General features: G+C 56.5%; 19 protein-coding genes. 15 read left to right on the forward strand and 4 right to left on the reverse strand.

The features are described 5' to 3' along the window. Positions 1-114: 114 nt before the first annotated feature. On the reverse strand, positions 115-927 hold the full coding sequence (locus tag ACQUTD_RS20205; protein WP_072571494.1) for a dienelactone hydrolase family protein: 813 nt from the start codon (positions 925-927) through the stop codon (positions 115-117). A gap of 268 nt (positions 928-1,195) precedes the next feature. Here ACQUTD_RS20205 and udp point away from each other — a divergent pair, with 268 nt between their 5' ends. The 9 genes from udp to tatD all read left to right on the forward strand — a co-directional run bounded on the left by udp (position 1,196) and on the right by tatD (position 9,124). Further along, a complete protein-coding gene (udp, locus tag ACQUTD_RS20210; protein ID WP_072571495.1) occupies positions 1,196-1,957 on the forward strand; it encodes a uridine phosphorylase in 762 nt (253 codons plus the stop codon). A gap of 145 nt (positions 1,958-2,102) precedes the next feature. Next, a complete protein-coding gene (gene rmuC, locus ACQUTD_RS20215) occupies positions 2,103-3,563 on the forward strand; it encodes a DNA recombination protein RmuC (RefSeq protein ID WP_072571496.1) in 1,461 nt (486 codons plus the stop codon). A 66-nt stretch (positions 3,564-3,629) separates the two neighbouring features. Further along, complete coding sequence (ubiE, locus tag ACQUTD_RS20220) at positions 3,630-4,397, forward strand: bifunctional demethylmenaquinone methyltransferase/2-methoxy-6-polyprenyl-1,4-benzoquinol methylase UbiE (RefSeq protein WP_072571497.1); 768 nt, start codon at positions 3,630-3,632, stop codon at positions 4,395-4,397. A 12-nt stretch (positions 4,398-4,409) separates the two neighbouring features. Next, positions 4,410-5,015: a ubiquinone biosynthesis protein UbiJ gene (gene ubiJ / locus ACQUTD_RS20225; protein WP_072571498.1), complete on the forward strand. Its 606-nt coding sequence runs from the start codon at positions 4,410-4,412 to the stop codon at positions 5,013-5,015. Beyond that, positions 5,012-6,658 carry a ubiquinone biosynthesis regulatory protein kinase UbiB gene (gene ubiB / locus ACQUTD_RS20230; RefSeq protein ID WP_321988408.1) on the forward strand — a complete coding sequence of 549 codons (1,647 nt, stop codon included), beginning with the start codon at positions 5,012-5,014 and terminating at the stop codon, positions 6,656-6,658. The genes ubiJ and ubiB overlap by 4 nt, the downstream gene beginning before the upstream one ends. 70 nt (positions 6,659-6,728) lie before the next feature. Further along, entirely contained in the window at positions 6,729-6,980 is a 252-nt protein-coding gene (tatA, locus tag ACQUTD_RS20235; RefSeq protein WP_318364770.1) for a Sec-independent protein translocase subunit TatA, read from the forward strand. Between the two features lie 3 nt (positions 6,981-6,983). Next, the gene (gene tatB, locus ACQUTD_RS20240) at positions 6,984-7,523 is read left to right on the forward strand and encodes a Sec-independent protein translocase protein TatB (protein ID WP_072571501.1); all 540 of its coding nucleotides are present in this window, start codon (positions 6,984-6,986) and stop codon (positions 7,521-7,523) included. A gap of 2 nt (positions 7,524-7,525) precedes the next feature. Next, positions 7,526-8,299: a Sec-independent protein translocase subunit TatC gene (tatC, locus tag ACQUTD_RS20245; RefSeq protein ID WP_072571502.1), complete on the forward strand. Its 774-nt coding sequence runs from the start codon at positions 7,526-7,528 to the stop codon at positions 8,297-8,299. Between the two features lie 42 nt (positions 8,300-8,341). After that, positions 8,342-9,124, forward strand: coding sequence for a 3'-5' ssDNA/RNA exonuclease TatD (gene tatD, locus ACQUTD_RS20250; RefSeq protein WP_473277238.1), 783 nt, complete (start codon positions 8,342-8,344; stop codon positions 9,122-9,124). On the opposite strand, the gene rfaH is transcribed toward tatD, so the two are convergent. Then, complete coding sequence (rfaH, locus tag ACQUTD_RS20255; RefSeq protein WP_072571516.1) at positions 9,121-9,618, reverse strand: transcription/translation regulatory transformer protein RfaH; 498 nt, start codon at positions 9,616-9,618, stop codon at positions 9,121-9,123. The two genes, tatD and rfaH, sit on opposite strands and share 4 nt — an antisense overlap. Before the next feature lie 171 nt (positions 9,619-9,789). Between rfaH and ubiD the strand changes: the two genes are divergently transcribed. Further along, positions 9,790-11,289: a 4-hydroxy-3-polyprenylbenzoate decarboxylase gene (gene ubiD, locus ACQUTD_RS20260; protein ID WP_473277237.1), complete on the forward strand. Its 1,500-nt coding sequence runs from the start codon at positions 9,790-9,792 to the stop codon at positions 11,287-11,289. Continuing rightward, on the forward strand, positions 11,286-11,987 hold the full coding sequence (gene fre, locus ACQUTD_RS20265; protein WP_072571505.1) for an NAD(P)H-flavin reductase: 702 nt from the start codon (positions 11,286-11,288) through the stop codon (positions 11,985-11,987). Before ubiD ends, fre begins: the two co-directional genes overlap by 4 nt. A gap of 119 nt (positions 11,988-12,106) precedes the next feature. Here fre and fadA read toward each other — a convergent pair whose 3' ends face one another. Next, positions 12,107-13,270, reverse strand: coding sequence for an acetyl-CoA C-acyltransferase FadA (gene fadA / locus ACQUTD_RS20270; RefSeq protein WP_072571506.1), 1,164 nt, complete (start codon positions 13,268-13,270; stop codon positions 12,107-12,109). A gap of 9 nt (positions 13,271-13,279) precedes the next feature. Further along, complete coding sequence (gene fadB, locus ACQUTD_RS20275) at positions 13,280-15,469, reverse strand: fatty acid oxidation complex subunit alpha FadB (protein ID WP_473277236.1); 2,190 nt, start codon at positions 15,467-15,469, stop codon at positions 13,280-13,282. A 189-nt stretch (positions 15,470-15,658) separates the two neighbouring features. Here fadB and pepQ point away from each other — a divergent pair, with 189 nt between their 5' ends. Genes pepQ through hemG form a run of 4 tightly spaced genes read left to right on the forward strand, consistent with a single transcriptional unit; the run spans position 15,659 to position 19,657 of the window. After that, complete coding sequence (pepQ, locus tag ACQUTD_RS20280) at positions 15,659-16,990, forward strand: Xaa-Pro dipeptidase (protein WP_473277235.1); 1,332 nt, start codon at positions 15,659-15,661, stop codon at positions 16,988-16,990. Continuing rightward, positions 16,990-17,604, forward strand: coding sequence for an IMPACT family protein (locus ACQUTD_RS20285; protein ID WP_318364775.1), 615 nt, complete (start codon positions 16,990-16,992; stop codon positions 17,602-17,604). The genes pepQ and ACQUTD_RS20285 overlap by 1 nt, the downstream gene beginning before the upstream one ends. A 39-nt stretch (positions 17,605-17,643) precedes the next feature. Next, positions 17,644-19,095, forward strand: a complete 1,452-nt coding sequence (trkH, locus tag ACQUTD_RS20290; protein ID WP_072571510.1) for a Trk system potassium transporter TrkH — start codon at positions 17,644-17,646, stop codon at positions 19,093-19,095. Between the two features lie 10 nt (positions 19,096-19,105). After that, the gene (gene hemG / locus ACQUTD_RS20295) at positions 19,106-19,657 is read left to right on the forward strand and encodes a menaquinone-dependent protoporphyrinogen IX dehydrogenase (RefSeq protein ID WP_473277234.1); all 552 of its coding nucleotides are present in this window, start codon (positions 19,106-19,108) and stop codon (positions 19,655-19,657) included. The last annotated feature ends 115 nt before the right edge of the window (positions 19,658-19,772 follow it).

Here is a 19,772-nt window from a genome sequence, read left to right on the forward strand (position 1 = left end):
TTTATATCGTCGCAGAACGTACTGAAAGTCAAACATCCACCGCGCGAACGATGCATAACTGTGAGCTGATTAACAACTCGCCGCCCTTTTGTGAACGGGCGACGAGGTGCAGTTTTAGCTTTTTTTTGCGCCGTAGCGTGCAAACCAGGTCAGCATGCGCTGCCAGCCATCCTGCGCGGATTCGGCGTGGTAGCTCGGGCGATAATCGGCGTTAAAGGCATGCCCGGCATCGGGATAAACTACGATTTCCGCCGTGGCGTTAGCCGCCCGCAGCGCCTGGCGCATGGTATCGACAGTGTCCTGCGGAATACTGGAATCCTGCGCGCCGTACAGACCAAGCACCGGGGCGGTGAGTTCGGTGGCAATATCCACCGGATGCGACGGCGAGTTCATGGTTTTATCCCCCACCAGTTTGCCGTACCACGCCACCGCCGCTTTCAACTGCGGATTGTGCGCGGCATACAGCCAGGCGATGCGGCCGCCCCAGCAAAAGCCGGTCGCCAGCAGGCGGTGCGGATCGCCGCCGTTGCGCGCAGCCCAGTTGGCGACGTGATCCAGATCCGCCAGCACCTGTGCGTCCGGCACCTTTGAAACCAGTTCGCTGAACAGGGTCGGAATATCGTCATACGCATTCGGATCCCCCTGACGGAAATAGAGCTCCGGCGCCACGGCAAGATAGCCTTCCTTCGCCAGGCGACGGCAGAGATCGCGGATGTGCTCATGCACGCCAAAAATTTCCTGGATGACAATCACCACCGGCAGCGCGCCGGCAGCCTCTGCCGGACGGGCGTGGTAGGCAGGCATATTGTCTCCCCGCGAGGGGATGGACGTCAGACCCGCGACAATACCGTCGTCAGCAGTCGTGATGGCGGTGGATGCATGGGGCGAAGCAGCAGGGGCAAAGCCGGGTTGTTTGTCAGTGGTCATGGCGATCTCCGTACCCTTGTAGTGGTGCAAAAAAGTAGCGCAATAAATAACTATAGTCAGCCGTCTAAAATACAGCGCTCACGAAAGCGGCTATCTTTTGAGAAGTGCCCGCCTGACGAACATGTTAATGTGATGTGTATCACTATTTTATGGAAAACCACTGCAAACAATTTTATTGGCGGTGATGGTTGTCACGAAATTTAACGTGCAGCTTCTGTAAAGTACCTTTTTGCTACTTCTGACAAACCGATCTACAGAGGAGTCACCTATGTCACAGTCTGATGTTTTTCACCTCGGCCTCACTAAAAACGATTTACAAGGGGCTACGCTTGCCATCGTCCCTGGCGACCCGGAGCGAGTGGAAAAGATCGCCGCGCTGATGGATAAGCCGGTTAAGCTGGCATCGCACCGCGAATTCACCTCCTGGCGTGCAGAGCTGGACGGCAAGCCGGTGATCGTGTGCTCCACCGGTATCGGCGGCCCGTCCACCTCTATCGCCGTGGAAGAGCTGGCGCAGCTGGGCATTCGTACTTTCCTGCGCGTCGGCACCACCGGGGCGATCCAGCCGCACATTAACGTCGGCGACGTACTGGTGACCACCGCCTCTGTACGCCTTGACGGCGCCAGCCTGCACTTTGCGCCAATGGAATACCCGGCCGTCGCTGATTTTGCCTGCACCACGGCGCTGGTCGAGGCAGCGAAATCCGTCGGCGCTACCACGCACATCGGCGTGACTGCTTCTTCCGACACTTTCTATCCGGGTCAGGAACGTTATGACACCTTCTCTGGCCGCGTGGTAAAACGCTACAAAGGCTCCATGGAAGAGTGGCAGTCCATGGGCGTAATGAACTACGAAATGGAATCCGCCACGCTGCTGACCATGTGCTCAAGCCAGGGTCTGCGCGCCGGTATGGTGGCGGGCGTGATCGTTAACCGCACCCAGCAGGAGATCCCGAACGCGGAAACCATGAAGCAGACCGAAAGCCACGCGGTGAAAATCGTGGTGGAAGCGGCGCGTCGCCTGCTGTAGTTCGCGTTTTTTACCTCCATTTCCAGGGCCGATCCACTCGGCCCTTTCTTTTTGCGTAGCGCCTCGCAGGAAATCCCTTCCCAGGTGGACATCTGTACAGCACAATCTTACTTTGCACCGGACAGTGATTTTTGCAGGGGAAGATGTGGATATTTCAATACTGTTAAGCGTGGCGGCAGCGCTGCTGGGCGGCGTCATGCTGGGATGGCTGGCCATGAAATCGCGCGCCGATCAGCTGCGGGCCGATCTGCTCGAAGATCGCCGGGAACTGGACATCGAATTAAGCGCGGCCAGACAACAGCTGGCGCAGAACCAGCACTGGCGCAACGAGTGCGAACTGCTGAATAACGAACTGCGCAGCCTGCGGGAAATTAATACCTCGCTGGAAGCCGATCTGCGCGAAGTCACCACCCGTCTTGAATCCACCCAACTGCATGCGGAAGACAAAATCCGCCAGATGATCAACAGTGAACAGCGCCTCAGCGAGCAGTTCGAAAACCTCGCCAACCGCATTTTTGAACAGAGCAACCGCCGGGTGGATGAGCAGAACCGCCAGAGCCTCGGCAGTTTACTGACGCCGCTGCGCGAACAGCTGGACGGTTTTCGTCGTCAGGTACAGGACAGCTTTGGGCAGGAGGCGCGCGAGCGGCACACGCTGGCGCACGAGATCCGCAATCTCCAGCAACTGAACGCGCAGATGGCGCAGGAAGCGGTGAACCTCACCCGCGCCCTCAAGGGCGATAACAAAACCCAGGGCAACTGGGGCGAAGTGGTGTTAACCCGTGTGCTGGAGGCGTCCGGCTTACGGCACGGTTATGAGTACGAAACCCAGGTCAGCATCGAGACCGACGCGCGGGCGCGTATGCAGCCGGATGTGATTGTCCGTCTGCCGCAGGGTAAAGACGTGGTGATTGACGCCAAAATGACGCTGGTGGCCTACGAGCGCTATTTTAACGCCGAAGAAGACTATACCCGCGAAACCGCGTTGCAGGAGCACCTCGCCTCGGTGCGCAGCCACATTCGTCTGCTGGGCCGCAAGGATTATCAGCAACTACCAGGGCTGCGTTCGCTGGATTACGTGCTGATGTTCATCCCCGTCGAACCCGCCTTTTTGCTGGCGCTCGATCGGCAGCCGGAGCTGATCAACGAAGCATTGAAAAACAATATCATGCTGGTCAGCCCTACCACCCTGCTGGTGGCGTTGCGCACCATTGCTAATCTGTGGCGCTACGAGCATCAAAGCCGCAACGCCCAGCAGATCGCCGACCGCGCCAGCCGCCTGTACGACAAAATGCGGCTGTTTGTGGATGATATGTCGTCCATCGGTCAGGGGCTGGATAAAGCGCAGGATAACTACCGCCAGGCAATGAAAAAACTCACCTCCGGACGCGGCAATCTGCTGGCGCAGGCCGAGGCGTTTCGCGGGCTGGGGGTGGAGGTCAAACGCGAGATTAATCCGGATTTGGTTGAACAGGCCACCGCTCAGGACGAGGAGTTTCGTTTGCGTGCCGGTGAGCCGGACGCTGAAGAATCTCAGGAAGACAATGAATTAGCCACGCGGGCCGCGGTGAATGACAGCCCGGAGCGCGTATCGCAAGGCGGTTGAAACATAGGGCAATTGCGCCCAATCTGTTACACTTCACGAACAATTTCTTGATAAGCAGGCACTGAGATGGCGGAAGATCGACAAGAAACTTCACAGGACACGACCCACTTTGGTTATCAGACCGTCGCCAAAACGCAGAAAGCTGACATGGTGGCGCACGTATTTCATTCCGTGGCGGCAAAATACGATGTCATGAACGATCTGATGTCCTTTGGCATCCATCGTTTATGGAAGCGTTTTACGATCGATTGCAGCGGCGTGCGCCGTGGGCAGAAAGTGCTCGATCTGGCAGGCGGCACCGGCGATCTGACGGCGAAATTCTCGCGTCTGGTGGGTGAAACCGGGCAAGTAGTGCTGGCGGATATTAACGACTCGATGCTGAAAGTTGGCCGCGACAAGCTGCGTAATATTGGCGTCATCGGCAACGTTGAATATGTGCAGGCGAATGCCGAAGCGCTGCCGTTCCCGGATAACACCTTTGACTGCATTACTATCTCCTTCGGTCTGCGTAATGTGACCGACAAAGAGAAAGCGCTGCGTTCAATGTTTCGCGTGCTGAAGCCGGGCGGCCGTCTGCTGGTGCTGGAATTCTCCAAACCGGTTATCGAGCCGCTGAGTAAAGCTTATGACGCCTACTCGTTCCATATTCTGCCGCGCATCGGCGAACTGGTCGCCAGCGACGCCGGTAGCTATCGTTATCTGGCGGAATCCATTCGTATGCATCCCAATCAGGATACGCTGAAGGCGATGATGCAGGACGCGGGCTTTGAAAATGTCGATTACTACAATCTGACCGCCGGTATTGTTGCCCTGCATCGTGGTTATAAGTTCTGACAGGAGTCTGCCATGCCCTTTAAGCCTTTAATGACCGCCGGGATAGAGCGTGTACTTAATACGTTTTTATACCGTCCTCAGGCCCTGAAACCTGCACGCCAGCGCTTACAGGGCAAGGTGCTGCGTATTGTCGTCAAAGAGCTTTCCACGCCGCTGGTGCTGGCGTTCAGCGAGCGTCAGCTTGATGTGCTGGGCGAGTGGGAGGGCGAAGCAGACTGTACGGTCATTACCCGACTGCGCGTCCTGCCGACCCTGCGCGATCGTAAACAGCTCACCTCGCTTATCCGTAGCGGCGAGCTGGAAGTGCAGGGCGATTTGCAGGTGGTGCAAAACTTCGGGGCATTAATGGATCTGGCCGAGTTTGACGCGGCGGAGCTGTTAGCGCCCTGGACCGGTGATATTGCCGCTGAAGGCATCAGCCAGGCGCTGCGCGGCGGCACCGCCTTTGTACGCAAAAATTTTCAGCGCCAGCAGCAGTATGTCGCTGAAACCCTGACCGAGGAGTGGCGTATGGCACCCGGCGCGCTGGAAGTGGCCTGGTTCGCAGAAGAAACCGCAGCTATCGCGCGTTCGGTTGACGCGTTAACCCACCGTCTGGAAAAACTGGAGGGCAAATGACGCCTGGTGAAATTCGGCGCCTTTACTTCATCATCCAAACTTTTTTGAGTTACGGGCTTGATGAGCTCATCCCCAGAATGCGTCTTACCATGCCGCTTCGCCTCTGGCGCCGCACGTTGTTCTGGATGCCAAATCGCCACAAAGACAAGGAATTAGGCCATCGCCTGCGTCTGGCATTACAGGAACTGGGCCCGGTATGGATTAAATTCGGACAGATGCTGTCCACCCGCCGCGACCTTTTCCCGCCGGTCATTGCCGACCAGCTTGCCATGTTGCAGGACCGCGTGGCGCCTTTCGACGGCGCGCTGGCTAAGCGACAAATCGAAAAAGCGATGGGCGGTATTCCTGTTGAAACCTGGTTTGATGATTTTGACATCAAGCCGCTGGCGTCTGCGTCTATTGCGCAGGTGCATACCGCCCGGCTGAAAGAGAATGGCAAAGAGGTGGTCATCAAAGTGATCCGCCCGGACATTTTGCCGGTTATCAAAGCCGATATGCGCCTTATCTACCGCCTTGCCCGCTGGGTGCCGCGCTTGCTGCCGGATGGTCGCCGTCTGCGCCCGCTGGAAGTGGTGCATGAATACGAAAAAACGCTGATCGACGAGCTGAATTTACTGCGCGAAGCCGCTAACGCCATCCAGCTGCGCCGTAATTTCGAAGACAGCCCGATGCTCTACGTGCCGGAAATTTACTCCGACTATTGCAGCCAGGACATGCTGGTGATGGAGCGTATTTACGGCATCCCCATCAACGACGTGGCGGCGCTGGAGAAAAACGGCACCAATCTGAAGCTGCTGGCAGAGCGTGGCGTACAGGTGTTCTTTACTCAGGTGTTCCGCGACAGCTTCTTCCATGCGGATATGCATCCGGGCAATATTTTTGTCAGCTATGAACATCCGGAAGATCCGCAGTATATCGGTATCGACTGCGGCATCGTGGGCTCGCTGAACAAAGAAGACAAGCGCTATCTGGCCGAGAACTTTATCGCCTTCTTTAACCGCGACTACCGTAAGGTGGCGGAATTGCATGTGGATTCAGGCTGGGTACCGCCGGACACCAACGTGGAAGAGTTCGAGTTCGCCATCCGCACCGTCTGCGAGCCTATCTTCGAGAAGCCGCTGGCGGAGATCTCCTTTGGTCACGTGCTTCTGAATCTGTTCAATACCGCGCGCCGCTTCAATATGGAAGTGCAGCCGCAGCTGGTGCTGCTGCAAAAGACGCTGCTGTATGTGGAAGGGGTTGGCCGTCAGCTCTATCCGCAGCTCGATTTATGGAAAACCGCGAAACCTTTCCTTGAATCCTGGATCAAAGATCAGGTCGGTATTCCGGCGCTGATCCGCTCGCTAAAAGAAAAAGCGCCGTTCTGGGTGGAAAAAATGCCGGAACTGCCGGAGCTGATTTACAACAATCTGCGCCAGAGCAAGCAGTTGCAGCACAGCGTGGAGCAAATCTCCCGTGATCTGCACGTTAACCATATGCGTCAGGGGCAATCGCGCTATTTGTTCGGCATTGGGGCAACGTTGATACTCAGTGGTACATTATTGCTGATTAACCGCCCTGAGTGGCAGTCGGCCCCGGCCTGGCTGATGGCGGGCGGGCTGGTCATCTGGCTGATTGGCTGGCGTAAGACGCGCGCAATTTGATCGTTCACAACGGGCCGCTTAACGTATACTGTGGCCCGGTTTATTCATCATTTATCACTGGGGATAAGGTATGGGTGGTATCAGTATTTGGCAGTTACTTATCATCGCCGTCATCGTTGTGCTGCTGTTCGGCACTAAAAAACTCGGTTCGATTGGTTCAGATTTAGGCGCATCGATCAAAGGCTTCAAAAAAGCCATGAGCGATGATGACAAGCATACAAAACCGGCAGAAGACGCGGATTTTACGGCGAAATCCATTGCTGAAAAGCCGGATGATGTGAAGAAAGAAGACGCGAAGCGTCACGATAAAGAGCAGGTGTAATTCGTGTTCGATATTGGCTTTGGTGAATTAGTTCTGGTTTTCGTTATCGGCCTCATTGTTCTGGGGCCGCAACGTCTGCCAGTGGCGGTTAAAACGGTGGCAGGCTGGGTACGCGCGCTGCGCTCCCTTGCCTCTACCGTACAAAATGAACTTGCCCAGGAGCTTAAGCTTCAGGAATTTCAGGACAGCCTGAAGAAAGTTGAAAAAGCCAGTCTGGATAATCTGACGCCGGAACTGAAAGCCTCCATGGATGAACTGCGTGAAGCGGCGGAATCGATGAAGCGCTCCTACAGCGCTAACGATCCGGAGAAAGAGAGCGATGTCGCGCATACCATCCATAATCCGCTGGTAAAAGATAACGAAGCGCAGCATGAAGGCATTACGCCAGCCACGGCAGAAAATCAGGCCAGCGCGCCGGAACAGAAGCCGTCGACGGAGCCTGAAGACAACGCTGTCCGGCCGAACGATGCCGCTGTCGTGAAAAGCCCCGTACAGGCAGCGCCTGCTTCCGATTCAACCCCTTCGACAAGTGGTAAATCTTAAACATGGCTGTAGAAGATACCCAACCGCTGATCTCGCATCTGATTGAACTGCGTAAGCGTCTGCTGAACAGCATTATAGCCGTTCTGTTGATTTTCCTGGCGTTGGTCTATTTTGCCAATGACATTTATCAACTGGTGTCAGCCCCGCTGATCAAGCAGATGCCGGAAGGCGCCACCATGATCGCCACCGATGTGGCATCGCCGTTCTTCACGCCGATCAAGCTGACCTTTATGGTGTCGCTGATCCTCTCTGCGCCGGTTATTCTCTACCAGGTGTGGGCATTTGTGGCGCCGGCGCTGTACCGGCATGAACGCCGTCTGGTGATCCCGCTGCTGGTTTCCAGTTCGCTGCTGTTTTACATCGGGATGGCGTTCGCCTATTTCGTGGTCTTCCCGCTGGCGTTTGGCTTCCTGACGCATACCGCGCCCGTTGGCGTGCAGGTTTCAACGGATATTGCCAGCTACCTTGATTTCGTCATGGCGCTGTTTATGGCCTTTGGCGTGTCCTTTGAAGTGCCGGTGGCTATTGTGCTTATCTGCTGGATGGGCGTGACCACGCCGGAAGAACTGCGCAAGAAACGCCCTTATGTATTAGTGGGGGCGTTTGTGGTTGGGATGCTACTGACGCCGCCGGATGTTTTCTCGCAGACGCTGCTGGCGATCCCGATGTATTGCCTGTTTGAAATCGGCGTATTCTTCTCGCGGTTCTACGTCGGCAAGCGGCGTTTCCGCAGCGACGAAAGCGACGAAGACGACAGCGAAAGCACAAAAGAGTAATCAATGGCCGCCCGAAAGGGCGGTTGTCATATGGAGGACGGCATGTTTGATATTGGGGTCAACCTGACCAGTTCGCAGTTCGCCACAGACAGCGATGAGGTGGTGGCGCGGGCTTTCGCCGCGGGCGTTAAAGGCATGCTGCTGACCGGCACCAGTCTGCATGACAGCGAGCAGGCGCAGCGGCTGGCTCAGCGTCATGCGCATTGCTGGTCTACGGCGGGCGTGCATCCCCATGACAGCAGCCAGTGGGATGCAAACACCGCAGACGCGATTTTCGCGCTGGCCCGTCAGCCGGAAGTGGTGGCGATTGGCGAATGCGGCCTGGATTTTAACCGCAATTTTTCCCCGGCAGCCGATCAGGAAGCGGCTTTTTCCGCACAGCTGGCGATTGCCGCAGAGCTGTCGATGCCGGTATTTTTACACTGTCGCGATGCTCATGAACGTTTTCTGGCGCTGCTGACGCCGTGGCTGGATAAGCTGCCGGGCGCGGTGCTGCACTGTTTTACCGGATCGCAGTCCGAGGCGGAGGAATGTCTGGCGAAAGGGTTATATCTGGGCATCACCGGTTGGGTATGTGATGAGCGTCGTGGCGCGGAGCTGTGCGCCGTGGTGCCGCAGATCCCGGCTGACCGGCTGCTGGTGGAGACGGACGCGCCTTATCTGCTGCCGCGCGATCTCAAACCCAAACCCGCCTCGCGACGCAATGAGCCTGCGTATCTGGGACATATAGTTGAGCGCATTGCGGCCCTGCGCGGTGAAACGGCAGAGGCGGTGAGCAACGCCACGGATGCGAACGTAAAGCAGCTGTTTGGCGTGACGTTTTAAGCCGGATCGGCTTTGCGGAACTCAGTGTTCTTCACGCTTTGCAGCACTTGCTTGTTGAGGAAGTTGAGCAGCAGCATCGAGCGCGCTTCGCCATCCGGCTCGGTAAAGATGGCCTGCAGGCCGGTAAAAGCGCCTTCGGTGATCACCACATTGTCGCCCGCGTATGGCGTATCGGGATCGGTGATCCCTTCCGGCTGACAGGTGGAGAGTTGTTCAATGACCGTGGGCGGCACCGTCGCCGGGCTGGCGCCAAAACGCACAAAATGGCTGACGCCGCGCGTGGCGCTGATGGTCGTGGTATGAATGATTTCCGGATCAAACTGGACGAACAGATAATTAGGGAAAAGCGGTTCATTGACGCGGGTACGTTTACCGCGCACCATTTTTTCCAGCTCGATCATCGGCGTCAGGCAGTTGACGGCCTGGCGTTCAAGGTGTTCCTGAGCGCGCTGAAGCTGTCCCCGTTTGCAATACAATAAATACCAGGCTTGCATCATCATCCTTCCCTTGTGTTCGGGCGCAAGGATACCACAATCGCGTTGTTGATTATATCGGGTGCGGGCGACGCGTTTGCAGTGAGTTTTACGCTTATTTAACAAAATTACAGCATCACGCGGGCGTTCGCCGTATAATAATCCGCTTACAGAGAGGCCATGATTAACTGCATGAAATACCACGACCTACGCGACTTTATGGCGCTGCTCGAACAGCAGGGCGAACTCAAACGCATCACGTTTCCGGTTGACCCCCATCTGGAGATTACCGAGATAGCCGACCGCACCCTGCGTGCCGGTGGCCCGGCGCTGTTATTCGAAAATCCCAAAGGTTACTCCATGCCCGTGCTGTGCAATTTATTTGGCACACCGCGCCGCGTGGCGTTAGGTATGGGGCAGGAAGATGTCACGGCGCTGCGTGAAGTGGGCAAGCTGCTGGCCTTTTTAAAAGAGCCGGAGCCGCCGAAAGGGTTTCGCGATCTGTTTGATAAGCTGCCGCAGTTTAAGCAGGTGCTCAACATGCCGACGAAACGTCTGCGTGGCGCGCCCTGCCAGCAAAAAGTGGTGCAGGGCGATGCCGTCGATCTGACGAAAATCCCTATCATGCAGTGCTGGCCGGATGACGCCGCGCCGCTGATCACCTGGGGGCTGACGGTCACCCGTGGTCCGCATAAAGAGCGGCAGAACCTCGGCATCTATCGCCAGCAGTTAATCGGCAAGAATAAACTCATCATGCGCTGGCTGTCGCATCGCGGCGGCGCGCTGGATTACCTGGAGTGGTGCAACGCCCGTCCCGGCGAGCGCTTCCCGGTGGCAGTTGCGTTGGGCGCTGACCCGGCGACGATTTTGGGTGCCGTAACTCCGGTGCCGGACACGCTGTCTGAATATGCCTTTGCGGGTCTGCTGCGCGGGACGAAAACGGAAGTGGTGAAGTGTATTTCCAGCGATCTGGAAGTGCCCGCCAGCGCGGAAATCGTCCTTGAAGGCTATATTGAAGCGGGCGAAATGGCGCCGGAAGGGCCGTATGGCGACCATACGGGCTATTATAACGAAGTGGATAATTTCCCGGTCTTCACGGTGACGCACATTACGCAGCGTGACGATGCGATTTATCATTCCACTTATACCGGCCGTCCGCCGGATGAACCGGCGGTGCTGGGCGTGGCGCTGAACGAAGTGTTCGTACCGATCCTGCAAAAGCAGTTCCCGGAGATCGTCGATTTTTATCTGCCGCCGGAAGGCTGTTCCTATCGCCTGGCGGTAGTAACGATTAAAAAGCAGTATGCCGGACATGCCAAGCGCGTGATGATGGGCGTGTGGTCATTCCTGCGCCAGTTTATGTACACCAAGTTTGTGATCGTGTGCGATGACGACGTCAATGCCCGCGACTGGAACGATGTGATTTGGGCGATCACCACCCGTATGGACCCGGCCAGGGATACGGTGCTGGTAGAGAACACGCCGATAGATTATCTGGACTTTGCCTCACCGGTTTCCGGTCTTGGTTCAAAAATGGGCCTGGATGCCACCAACAAATGGCCCGGCGAAACCCAGCGTGAATGGGGACGACCGATTGTTAAGGATCCTGCGGTGACGGCGCGTGTCGACGCCATCTGGGATGAACTGGCCATCTTTAATGACGAGAACAGACCCGACAGAGGGAGCGCATGACAACCTTAAGCTGTAAAGTGACCTCGGTAGATGCTATTACCGATACGGTATATCGCGTCCGTTTAGTGCCGGAAGCAGACTTTTCCTTCCGCGCGGGACAGTATCTGATGGTCGTGATGGACGAGCGCGACAAACGCCCCTTTTCGATGGCCTCCACGCCTGATGAGCGTGAGTTTATTGAACTGCACATCGGCGCATCTGAACTCAACCTCTATGCCATGGCGGTAATGGATCGGATCCTCAAAGAAAATGAGATCCTGATTGATATGCCTCACGGCGACGCCTGGCTGCGCGATGACGAAGAGCGCCCGCTGATTTTGATCGCCGGCGGCACCGGCTTCTCCTACGTGCGTTCCATTCTGCTGACGTCGCTTTCGCGCAACGCCAACCGCGATATCACCCTGTACTGGGGCGGGCGCGAAGAGAAGCACCTTTACGATCTGGCCGAGCTGGAAGCGTTATCGGTGAATCACCCGAATCTGCGTATTGAGGCGGTGGTTGAACAGCCGGAAGAGAACTGGCGCGGGCGTAGCGGCACGGTGTTAACGGCGGTGTTGCAGGATCACGGTACGCTGGCGGGACACGATATTTATATCGCCGGACGCTTCGAGATGGCGAAAATCGCCCGCGACCTGTTCTGTAACGAACGCGGCGCGCGTGAAGACCGTCTGTTTGGCGATGCGTTCGCGTTTATTTGATTTTTTTCCCTCACTCCGACCCTCTCCCCAGGGAGAGGGTGAAAGTAACGGGAAATTACCAATAAAAAACCCGCCCCTGACAGGCGGGAAAAACGGCAACTAAAACGTTTTTACTTTACTCAGACTCGCTCAAATACCGTCGCGATGCCCTGACCTAAACCGATACACATGGTGGCCAGGCCAAACTGCGCGTCTTTGCGTTCCATCAGATTCAGCAGCGTAGTGCTGATTCGCGCCCCGGAACAGCCCAGCGGATGCCCCAGCGCGATCGCGCCGCCGTTGAGGTTGATCTTCTCGTCGATCTGCTCCATCAGCCCCAGATCTTTAATGCACGGCAGGATCTGTGCGGCAAAGGCTTCGTTCATTTCAAACAGATCAATATCGCTGGCAGTCAGCCCGGCTTTTTTCAGCGCCAGTTTTGAGGCCGGAACCGGGCCGTAACCCATAATCGACGGATCGCAGCCAACCACTGCCATGGAACGGATACGGGCGCGGGGTTTCAGGCCCAGCTCGCGGGCGCGGCTTTCGCTCATCAGCAGCATGGCGGCAGCGCCGTCGGACAGGGCGGAAGAGGTGCCCGCCGTAACCGTACCGTTCGCCGGATCAAAAGCCGGTCGGAGAGTGGAAAGCGCCTCCACCGTGGTTTCCGGGCGGATCACTTCGTCGTAATTAAACTGTTTCAGCACGCCGTCCGCATCGTGGCCGCCGGTCGGGATGATTTCATTTTTAAATGCGCCGGACTGCGTGGCCGCCCAGGCACGGGCGTGAGAGCGGGCGGCAAACTGATCCTGCATTTCACGGCTGATGCCATGCATACGGGCCAGCATTTCAGCGGTTAAGCCCATCATGCCCGCTGCTTTCGCCACGTTACGGCTGAGGCCTGGGTGGAAATCGACGCCGTGATTCATCGGCACATGGCCCATGTGCTCAACGCCGCCAATCAGACAGGCCTGCGCATCGCCGGTCATGATCATACGCGCGGCGTCGTGCAGCGCCTGCATTGACGAACCGCACAGGCGGTTGACGGTGTTCGCCGGTACCGAATGCGGGATCTCCGCCAGCAGCGCGGCGTTACGGGCGATGTTAAAACCCTGCTCCAGCGTCTGCTGAACGCAGCCCCAGTAAATATCGTCAAGCGCGGCGGCTTCCAGCTGCGCATTACGCGACAGCAGGCTGCGCATCAAATGGGCGGAGAGATCTTCCGCCCGCACATGGCGGAATGCGCCCCCTTTTGAACGGCCCATCGGGGTACGGATCGCATCAACAATGACTACCTGTTCCATCGTCACTCCTTAAGCCGTCTGTGTTTCAATCACCGGGCGAGCAGGCTCAGCCAGGGGATAATAGGGTTCGTTATGGCGCGCTTTTTCATGCAGTCCTTCCGGCACCTGATAGAGCGGGCCGAGATGCTGATACTGCTGGGCCATATCGAGATATTTTGCGCTGCCCTGGGTGTCCAGCCAGCGGAATGCGCCGCCATGGAACGGCGGGAAGCCAAGGCCGTACACCAGCGCCATATCCGCTTCGGCGGGGCTGGCGATAATGCCTTCTTCCAGACAACGCACCACTTCGTTAACCATCGGTATCATCATGCGGGCGATAATTTCTTCATCGGAGAAATCACGCTTCGGCTGACTGACGCCCGCCAGCAGTTCATCCACTGCGCTGTCTTCTTCTTTCTTCGGCTTGCCTTTGCTGTCTTCTTTATAACGCCAGAAGCCCTGACCGTTTTTCTGCCCGAAACGACCGGCGTCAAACAGCGCGTCAATGGCATCACGGTAATCTTTCTGCATACGCTGCGGGAAGCCTTCTGCCATCACTGCCTGGGCGTGGTGGGCGGTATCAATACCTACGACATCCAGCAGGTACGCCGGGCCCATCGGCCAGCCGAACTGTTTTTCCATCACTTTGTCGATTTTGCGGAAGTCCGCGCCGTCGCGCAGTAACTGGCTGAAACCGGCAAAGTAGGGGAACAGCACGCGGTTGACGAAAAAGCCCGGGCAGTCGTTAACCACAATCGGGGTTTTGCCCATTTTGCTCGCCCAGGCCACCACTTTGGCGATGGTGCTGTCGGCGGTTTTCTCGCCGCGAATGATCTCCACCAGCGGCATACGGTGCACCGGGTTAAAGAAGTGCATCCCGCAGAAGTTTTCCGGGCGTTGCAGCACGCTGGCCAGTTCGCTAATCGGAATGGTGGAAGTGTTGGACGCCAGTACCGTATCCTGACGCACGCGGCTTTCCGTTTCGGTGAGCACCGCTTTTTTCACCTTCGGGTTTTCCACCACCGCTTCGACAACCACATCAACGCGCTCAAAACCGGCGTAATCCAGCGTCGGATGGATAGTCCCGATCACCCCGGCCAGCTTCAGGCCGTCAATTTTTCCGCGCTCAAGCTGTTTATTCAGCAGCTTCGCGGCTTCGTTCATGCCGAGGGTGAGAGATTTGTCGTTAATATCTTTCATGATCACCGGCACGCCTTTCCAGGCGGACTGGTAAGCGATACCGCCACCCATAATGCCTGCGCCCAGTACGGCAGCCTGTTGCGGGGCGTCCGTGTCTTTGGTGAGTTTTTTGGCCTGGCCTTTGACGTACTGGTCGTTAAGGAAGATGCCGACCAGCGCGCGGGCTTCGTTAGTGTGGGCCAGCGGTACGAAGCTCTGGTTTTCCAGCTTCAGCGCTTCTTCGCGGCCATATTTCGCCGCGGCCTCGATGGTTTTTACTGCCGTGAGGGGGGCCGGATAATGTTTTCCGGCGGTCTGCATCACCATGGCTTTGGCGATGGAGAAACTCATGGCGGCTTCAATTTTGCTTAATTTAAGCGGTTCGAGCTTCGGCTGGCGTTTGGCTTTCCAGTCCAGATCGCCATTAATGGCCTGACGCAGGATCGCCACCGCGCCGTCGCGGAGTTTTTCCGGCTTCACGATGCCATCCACCAGGCCAATTTTCAGTGCCTGTGCGGCATCCACGTCTTTACCGGCGGCAATAATTTCCAGCGCGCTGTCTGCGCCCAGCAGGCGCGGCATACGCACTGAACCGCCAAAGCCCGGCATGATGCCCAGTTTGGTTTCGGGCAGGCCAATGCGCAGCTCCGGGGTGGCGAGACGGTAATCGGTCGCCAGCACGCATTCACAGCCGCCGCCGAGGGCGTAACCGTTCACGGCCGAAATGGTCGGCACCGGCAAATCTTCCAGACGGTTAAATACGCTGTTGGCGAAATGCAGCCACTGGCTGAGCTGTTCCTGCGGCACCTGGAACAGGGAAAGGAATTCGGTGATGTCGGCGCCGACAATAAAGGCCGCTTTGTCTGAACGCAGCAGCAGCCCTTTTAAATCCGCTTGTTTTTCCACCACGCCGAGCGCCTCGCCGAGGCTGGCTACGGTTGCCGTGTCGAGCTTGTTGACTGAGCCTGGCGCGCTGAACACCAGTTCGGCAATGCCGTCTTCCAGCCAGTCGAGGTACAGGGTATCGCCTTTGTAGAGCATGTCAGTCTCCTGAATCCAGCATCATTACTGGTCTTACCAGATGAGACGGAGTGTGGTTTTTATGTTAATAAATTGCAAATGACTCTTTAAAAAGTTGCAGCGCCGATCACGCTTAGCGGAAATCACGCAGCCTTTCGCTCCTGTGCTAATATGCGAACAATTCAGGCTAAAACTAGCGAAGGGAATATCATGGAATCACTGGCCGCACTCTATAAAAATCATATTGTTACGTTACAGGAACGCACCCGCGATGTTCTGGCCCGCTTTAAGCTGGATGCGCTGCTCATCCACTCCGGCGAGCTGATGAATGTCTTCCTTGACGACCATGCTTATCCGTTTAAGGTCAACCCGCAGTTCAAGGCGTGGGTGCCGGTTACGCAGGTGCCTAACTGCTGGTTGCTGGTGGATGGGGTGAATAAACCGAAACTGTGGTTCTATCTGCCGGTGGATTACTGGCACAACGTGGAACCGCTGCCGGTGTCCTTCTGGACCGAAGAAATCGACATTATCGCGCTGCCGAAAGCCGACGATATCGGCAGCCAGCTGCCTGCGGCGCGGGGCAATATCGCCTATATCGGGCCGGTCACGGAACGTGCTGCCGCGCTGGAGATCAAAGCGGAACATATCAACCCGAAAGGGGTGATCGACTACCTGCATTATTATCGCGCTTATAAAACCGACTATGAGCTGGCCTGTATGCGTGAAGCGCAGAAGACCGCCGTGATGGGCCATCGCGCCGCCCATGAAGCCTTCCAGTCCGGGATGAGTGAGTTCGATATAAATCTCGCCTATCTGACTGCCACCGGGCATCGTGATATCGATGTGCCCTATGGCAATATTGTGGCGCTGAATGAACACGCGTCTGTGCTGCACTATACAAAGCTGGATCACCGTGCGCCGTCTGAAATGCGCAGTTTCCTGCTGGATGCTGGCGCAGAGTACAACGGTTATGCCGCGGACCTGACCCGTACCTGGGCTGCGAACAGCGATACCGATTTTGCCCAGCTCATCAAAGACGTTAATGAAGAACAGCTGGCGCTGATCGGCACCATGAAAGCGGGCGTCAATTATGTGGAGTACCACATCCAGTTCCATCAGCGCATCGCGAAACTGCTGCGCCGTCATCAGATCGTCACCGATATGAGCGAAGAGGCAATGGTGGAAAACGATCTGACGGGGCCGTTTATGCCGCACGGTATTGGTCACCCGCTGGGGCTGCAGGTGCACGACGTCTCCGGATTTATGCAGGATGACACGGGTACGCACATGGCTGCGCCGTCGAAATATCCTTATCTGCGCTGTACGCGCGTGATGCAGCCGCGCATGGTGGTGACCATTGAGCCAGGGATTTACTTTATTGAGTCTCTGCTGGCGCCGTGGCGTGAAGGGGCGTTCAGCAAGCACTTCAACTGGCAGAAAATTGACGCGCTTAAACCGTTCGGCGGCATCCGCATTGAAGATAACGTGGTGATCCATGAAAACGGCGTGGAAAACATGACGCGGGATCTGAAGCTGGCGTAATGGAAAGCTGGCCGATACCGGCAGAGCCGGTCACCGTTACTGAAGAGATCAAAAAGAGCCGCTTTATCACGCTGCTGGCGCATACCGATGGCGTGGAGGCGGCAAAAGCCTTTGTTGAGTCGGTACGATCGGCCCACCCGGATGCGCGGCACCATTGTGTCGCCTGGGTGGCTGGCGCGCCGGACGATTCGCAGCAACTGGGCTTCTCGGATGACGGTGAACCGTCGGGCACGGCCGGTAAACCGATGCTGGCGCAGCTGATGGGCAGCGGCGTCGGCGAAATCACCGCTGTAGTGGTGCGCTACTATGGCGGTGTTTTATTAGGGACGGGCGGGCTGGTAAAAGCCTATGGCGGCGGGGTACAGCGTGCGCTGAATCAGCTTACCACCATCCGCAAAATGCCATTAACCGCATATACTTTGAGCTGTGATTACGCCCAGCTGGCGGGTATTGAGTCGCTGCTTTTACAGTTCGAAGGAAAGATCGTCGACAGTCAGTATCAGGATCTGGTTCACCTGCGGGTAGCGCTTCCGCACAGCAGACTGGATGAATTTTCGGCAAAGCTGGCGGATTTTAGCCGTGGTTCATTGCAATTACTGGCGATTGAAGAATAATCCCCACCTCATTTCTTACTACCTAAGGACGCGGCAGAGATGCATTTCCGTGCCATAACCCGAATTGTTGGACTGCTGGTCATTTTATTTTCCGGGACCATGATCCTGCCCGGACTGGTCGCTCTCCTTTACCGTGACGGTGCGGGGCGCGCATTTACACAAACCTTTTTTGTGGCGCTGGCGATTGGTTCGCTGCTGTGGTGGCCCAACCGCCGTCAGAAGGGCGAACTGAAATCCCGGGAAGGCTTTCTGATCGTCGTGCTGTTCTGGACGGTGCTGGGCAGCGTGGGGGCATTGCCATTTATTTTCTCTGAACGCCCGAATCTGACGGTCACCGATGCGTTTTTTGAATCTTTCTCCGGTTTAACCACCACCGGGGCGACGACGCTGGTGGGGCTGGACACGCTGCCGCATGCCATTCTGTTCTACCGGCAGATGCTGCAATGGTTCGGCGGTATGGGGATCATCGTGCTGGCGGTGGCCATTCTGCCTATCCTCGGGGTCGGGGGGATGCAGCTCTATCGCGCGGAAATGCCCGGTCCGCTGAAAGATAACAAAATGCGCCCGCGTATTGCCGAAACGGCGAAAACCCTGTGGCTTATCTATGTCCTGCTGACGGTGGCCTGTGCGCTGGCGTTATGGTTCGCCGGGATGCCCGCTTTTGATGCTATCAGCCATAGTTTCGCCACCATCGCCATTGGCGGTTTCTCCACCCATGACGCCAGCGTGGGTTACTTCGACAGTCCGACCATTAACACCATTATCGCTATTTTCCTGCTGATCTCCGGCTGTAACTATGGCCTGCACTTCTCTTTATTAAGCGGTCGCAACCTGAAAGTGTACTCGCGCGATCCGGAATTCAGGATGTTTATCGGCGTGCAACTGACGCTGGTGTTCATCTGTACGCTGGTGCTGTGGTTCCACGATGTGTATGACTCGGCGGTCACCACCCTTAACCAGGCTTTTTTCCAGGTGGTGTCGATGGCGACGACCGCCGGATTTACTACCGACAGCATCGCGCGCTGGCCGCTGTTCCTGCCGGTACTGTTACTCTGTTCGGCTTTTATTGGCGGCTGCGCCGGGTCAACGGGGGGCGGGCTGAAAGTGATCCGTATCCTGTTACTGTTTAAGCAGGGCAACCGTGAACTGAAGCGTCTGGTCCACCCGAATGCGGTTTACAGCATCAAGCTGGGAAACCGTGCGTTACCGGAACGTATTCTGGAAGCGGTATGGGGATTCTTCTCCGCATATGCGCTGGTGTTTATCGTCAGTATGCTGGCCATCATTGCTACCGGCGTGGACGATTTCTCCGCTTTTGCCTCAGTGGTGGCAACGCTGAATAACCTCGGCCCGGGGCTGGGCGTGGTGGCTGATAACTTTGCCAGTATGAATCCCATCGCCAAGTGGGTGCTCATCGCCAACATGCTGTTTGGTCGTCTTGAAGTCTTTACGTTGTTGGTGCTCTTCACCCCAACGTTCTGGCGTGAATAAGGAAGCTTTTGTGAAAACGTTAATATTGTTCTCCACCCGGGACGGGCAAACGCGTGAAATTGCCTCTTTTATAGCATCCCAGCTTAATGAGCTTGGCGTGCATGCGGATGTGGTGAATCTGAATCGCGCCGATGCGATCAACTGGGCTGAATATCATCGTGTCGTGATTGGGGCATCAATTCGCTACGGACATTTTCATCCGGCAGTGGACCGCTTCGTTAAAAAGCACCTGCAGGAGCTGAACGCGCGACCGGGTGCTTTCTTCTCGGTGAACCTGGTGGCGCGTAAGCCGGAGAAGCGTACGCCGCAGACCAACAGCTATACCCGCAAGTTCCTGCTTAACTCGCCATGGCAGCCAGACCAGTGTGCCGTGTTTGCGGGGGCGCTTCGTTATCCGCGTTATGGCTGGCTTGATCGCGTCATGATCCGTCTGATTATGAAAATGACGGGCGGTGAAACGGATACCAGTAAAGAAGTGGTGTATACCGACTGGGATAATGTCGCCGCTTTCGCCCGTGATATCGCTCATTTAACCCACAAATCGCCGTTAAATCAGGCGTAACGCCTGGAAATTGAGCGGTTAAAAAGTTTTTTGCATTTTAGACTTGTCAGCCCGGAATAACTCCCTATAATGCGCCACCACTGACACGGAACAACGGCTTACAGGCCGCCGGGTG

Source organism: Enterobacter sp. K510 (assembly GCF_055804875.1).

What these genes read in the sequence shown, in the direction of transcription:
- ubiJ (WP_072571498.1), top strand. Translation starts at nt 4,410, where the DNA reads ATGCCCTTTAAGCCTTTAATGACCGCCGGGATAGAGCGTGTACTTAAT.
- pepQ (WP_473277235.1), top strand. Translation starts at nt 15,659, where the DNA reads ATGGAATCACTGGCCGCACTCTATAAAAATCATATTGTTACGTTACAG.
- trkH (WP_072571510.1), top strand. Translation starts at nt 17,644, where the DNA reads ATGCATTTCCGTGCCATAACCCGAATTGTTGGACTGCTGGTCATTTTA.
- ubiD (WP_473277237.1), top strand. Translation starts at nt 9,790, where the DNA reads ATGAAATACCACGACCTACGCGACTTTATGGCGCTGCTCGAACAGCAG.
- ubiE (WP_072571497.1), top strand. Translation starts at nt 3,630, where the DNA reads ATGGCGGAAGATCGACAAGAAACTTCACAGGACACGACCCACTTTGGT.
- tatD (WP_473277238.1), top strand. Translation starts at nt 8,342, where the DNA reads ATGTTTGATATTGGGGTCAACCTGACCAGTTCGCAGTTCGCCACAGAC.
- ACQUTD_RS20205 (WP_072571494.1), bottom strand. Translation starts at nt 927, where the DNA reads ATGACCACTGACAAACAACCCGGCTTTGCCCCTGCTGCTTCGCCCCAT.
- udp (WP_072571495.1), top strand. Translation starts at nt 1,196, where the DNA reads ATGTCACAGTCTGATGTTTTTCACCTCGGCCTCACTAAAAACGATTTA.
- fre (WP_072571505.1), top strand. Translation starts at nt 11,286, where the DNA reads ATGACAACCTTAAGCTGTAAAGTGACCTCGGTAGATGCTATTACCGAT.
- tatA (WP_318364770.1), top strand. Translation starts at nt 6,729, where the DNA reads ATGGGTGGTATCAGTATTTGGCAGTTACTTATCATCGCCGTCATCGTT.
- ACQUTD_RS20285 (WP_318364775.1), top strand. Translation starts at nt 16,990, where the DNA reads ATGGAAAGCTGGCCGATACCGGCAGAGCCGGTCACCGTTACTGAAGAG.
- fadB (WP_473277236.1), bottom strand. Translation starts at nt 15,469, where the DNA reads ATGCTCTACAAAGGCGATACCCTGTACCTCGACTGGCTGGAAGACGGC.
- ubiB (WP_321988408.1), top strand. Translation starts at nt 5,012, where the DNA reads ATGACGCCTGGTGAAATTCGGCGCCTTTACTTCATCATCCAAACTTTT.
- tatC (WP_072571502.1), top strand. Translation starts at nt 7,526, where the DNA reads ATGGCTGTAGAAGATACCCAACCGCTGATCTCGCATCTGATTGAACTG.
- rfaH (WP_072571516.1), bottom strand. Translation starts at nt 9,618, where the DNA reads ATGCAAGCCTGGTATTTATTGTATTGCAAACGGGGACAGCTTCAGCGC.
- fadA (WP_072571506.1), bottom strand. Translation starts at nt 13,270, where the DNA reads ATGGAACAGGTAGTCATTGTTGATGCGATCCGTACCCCGATGGGCCGT.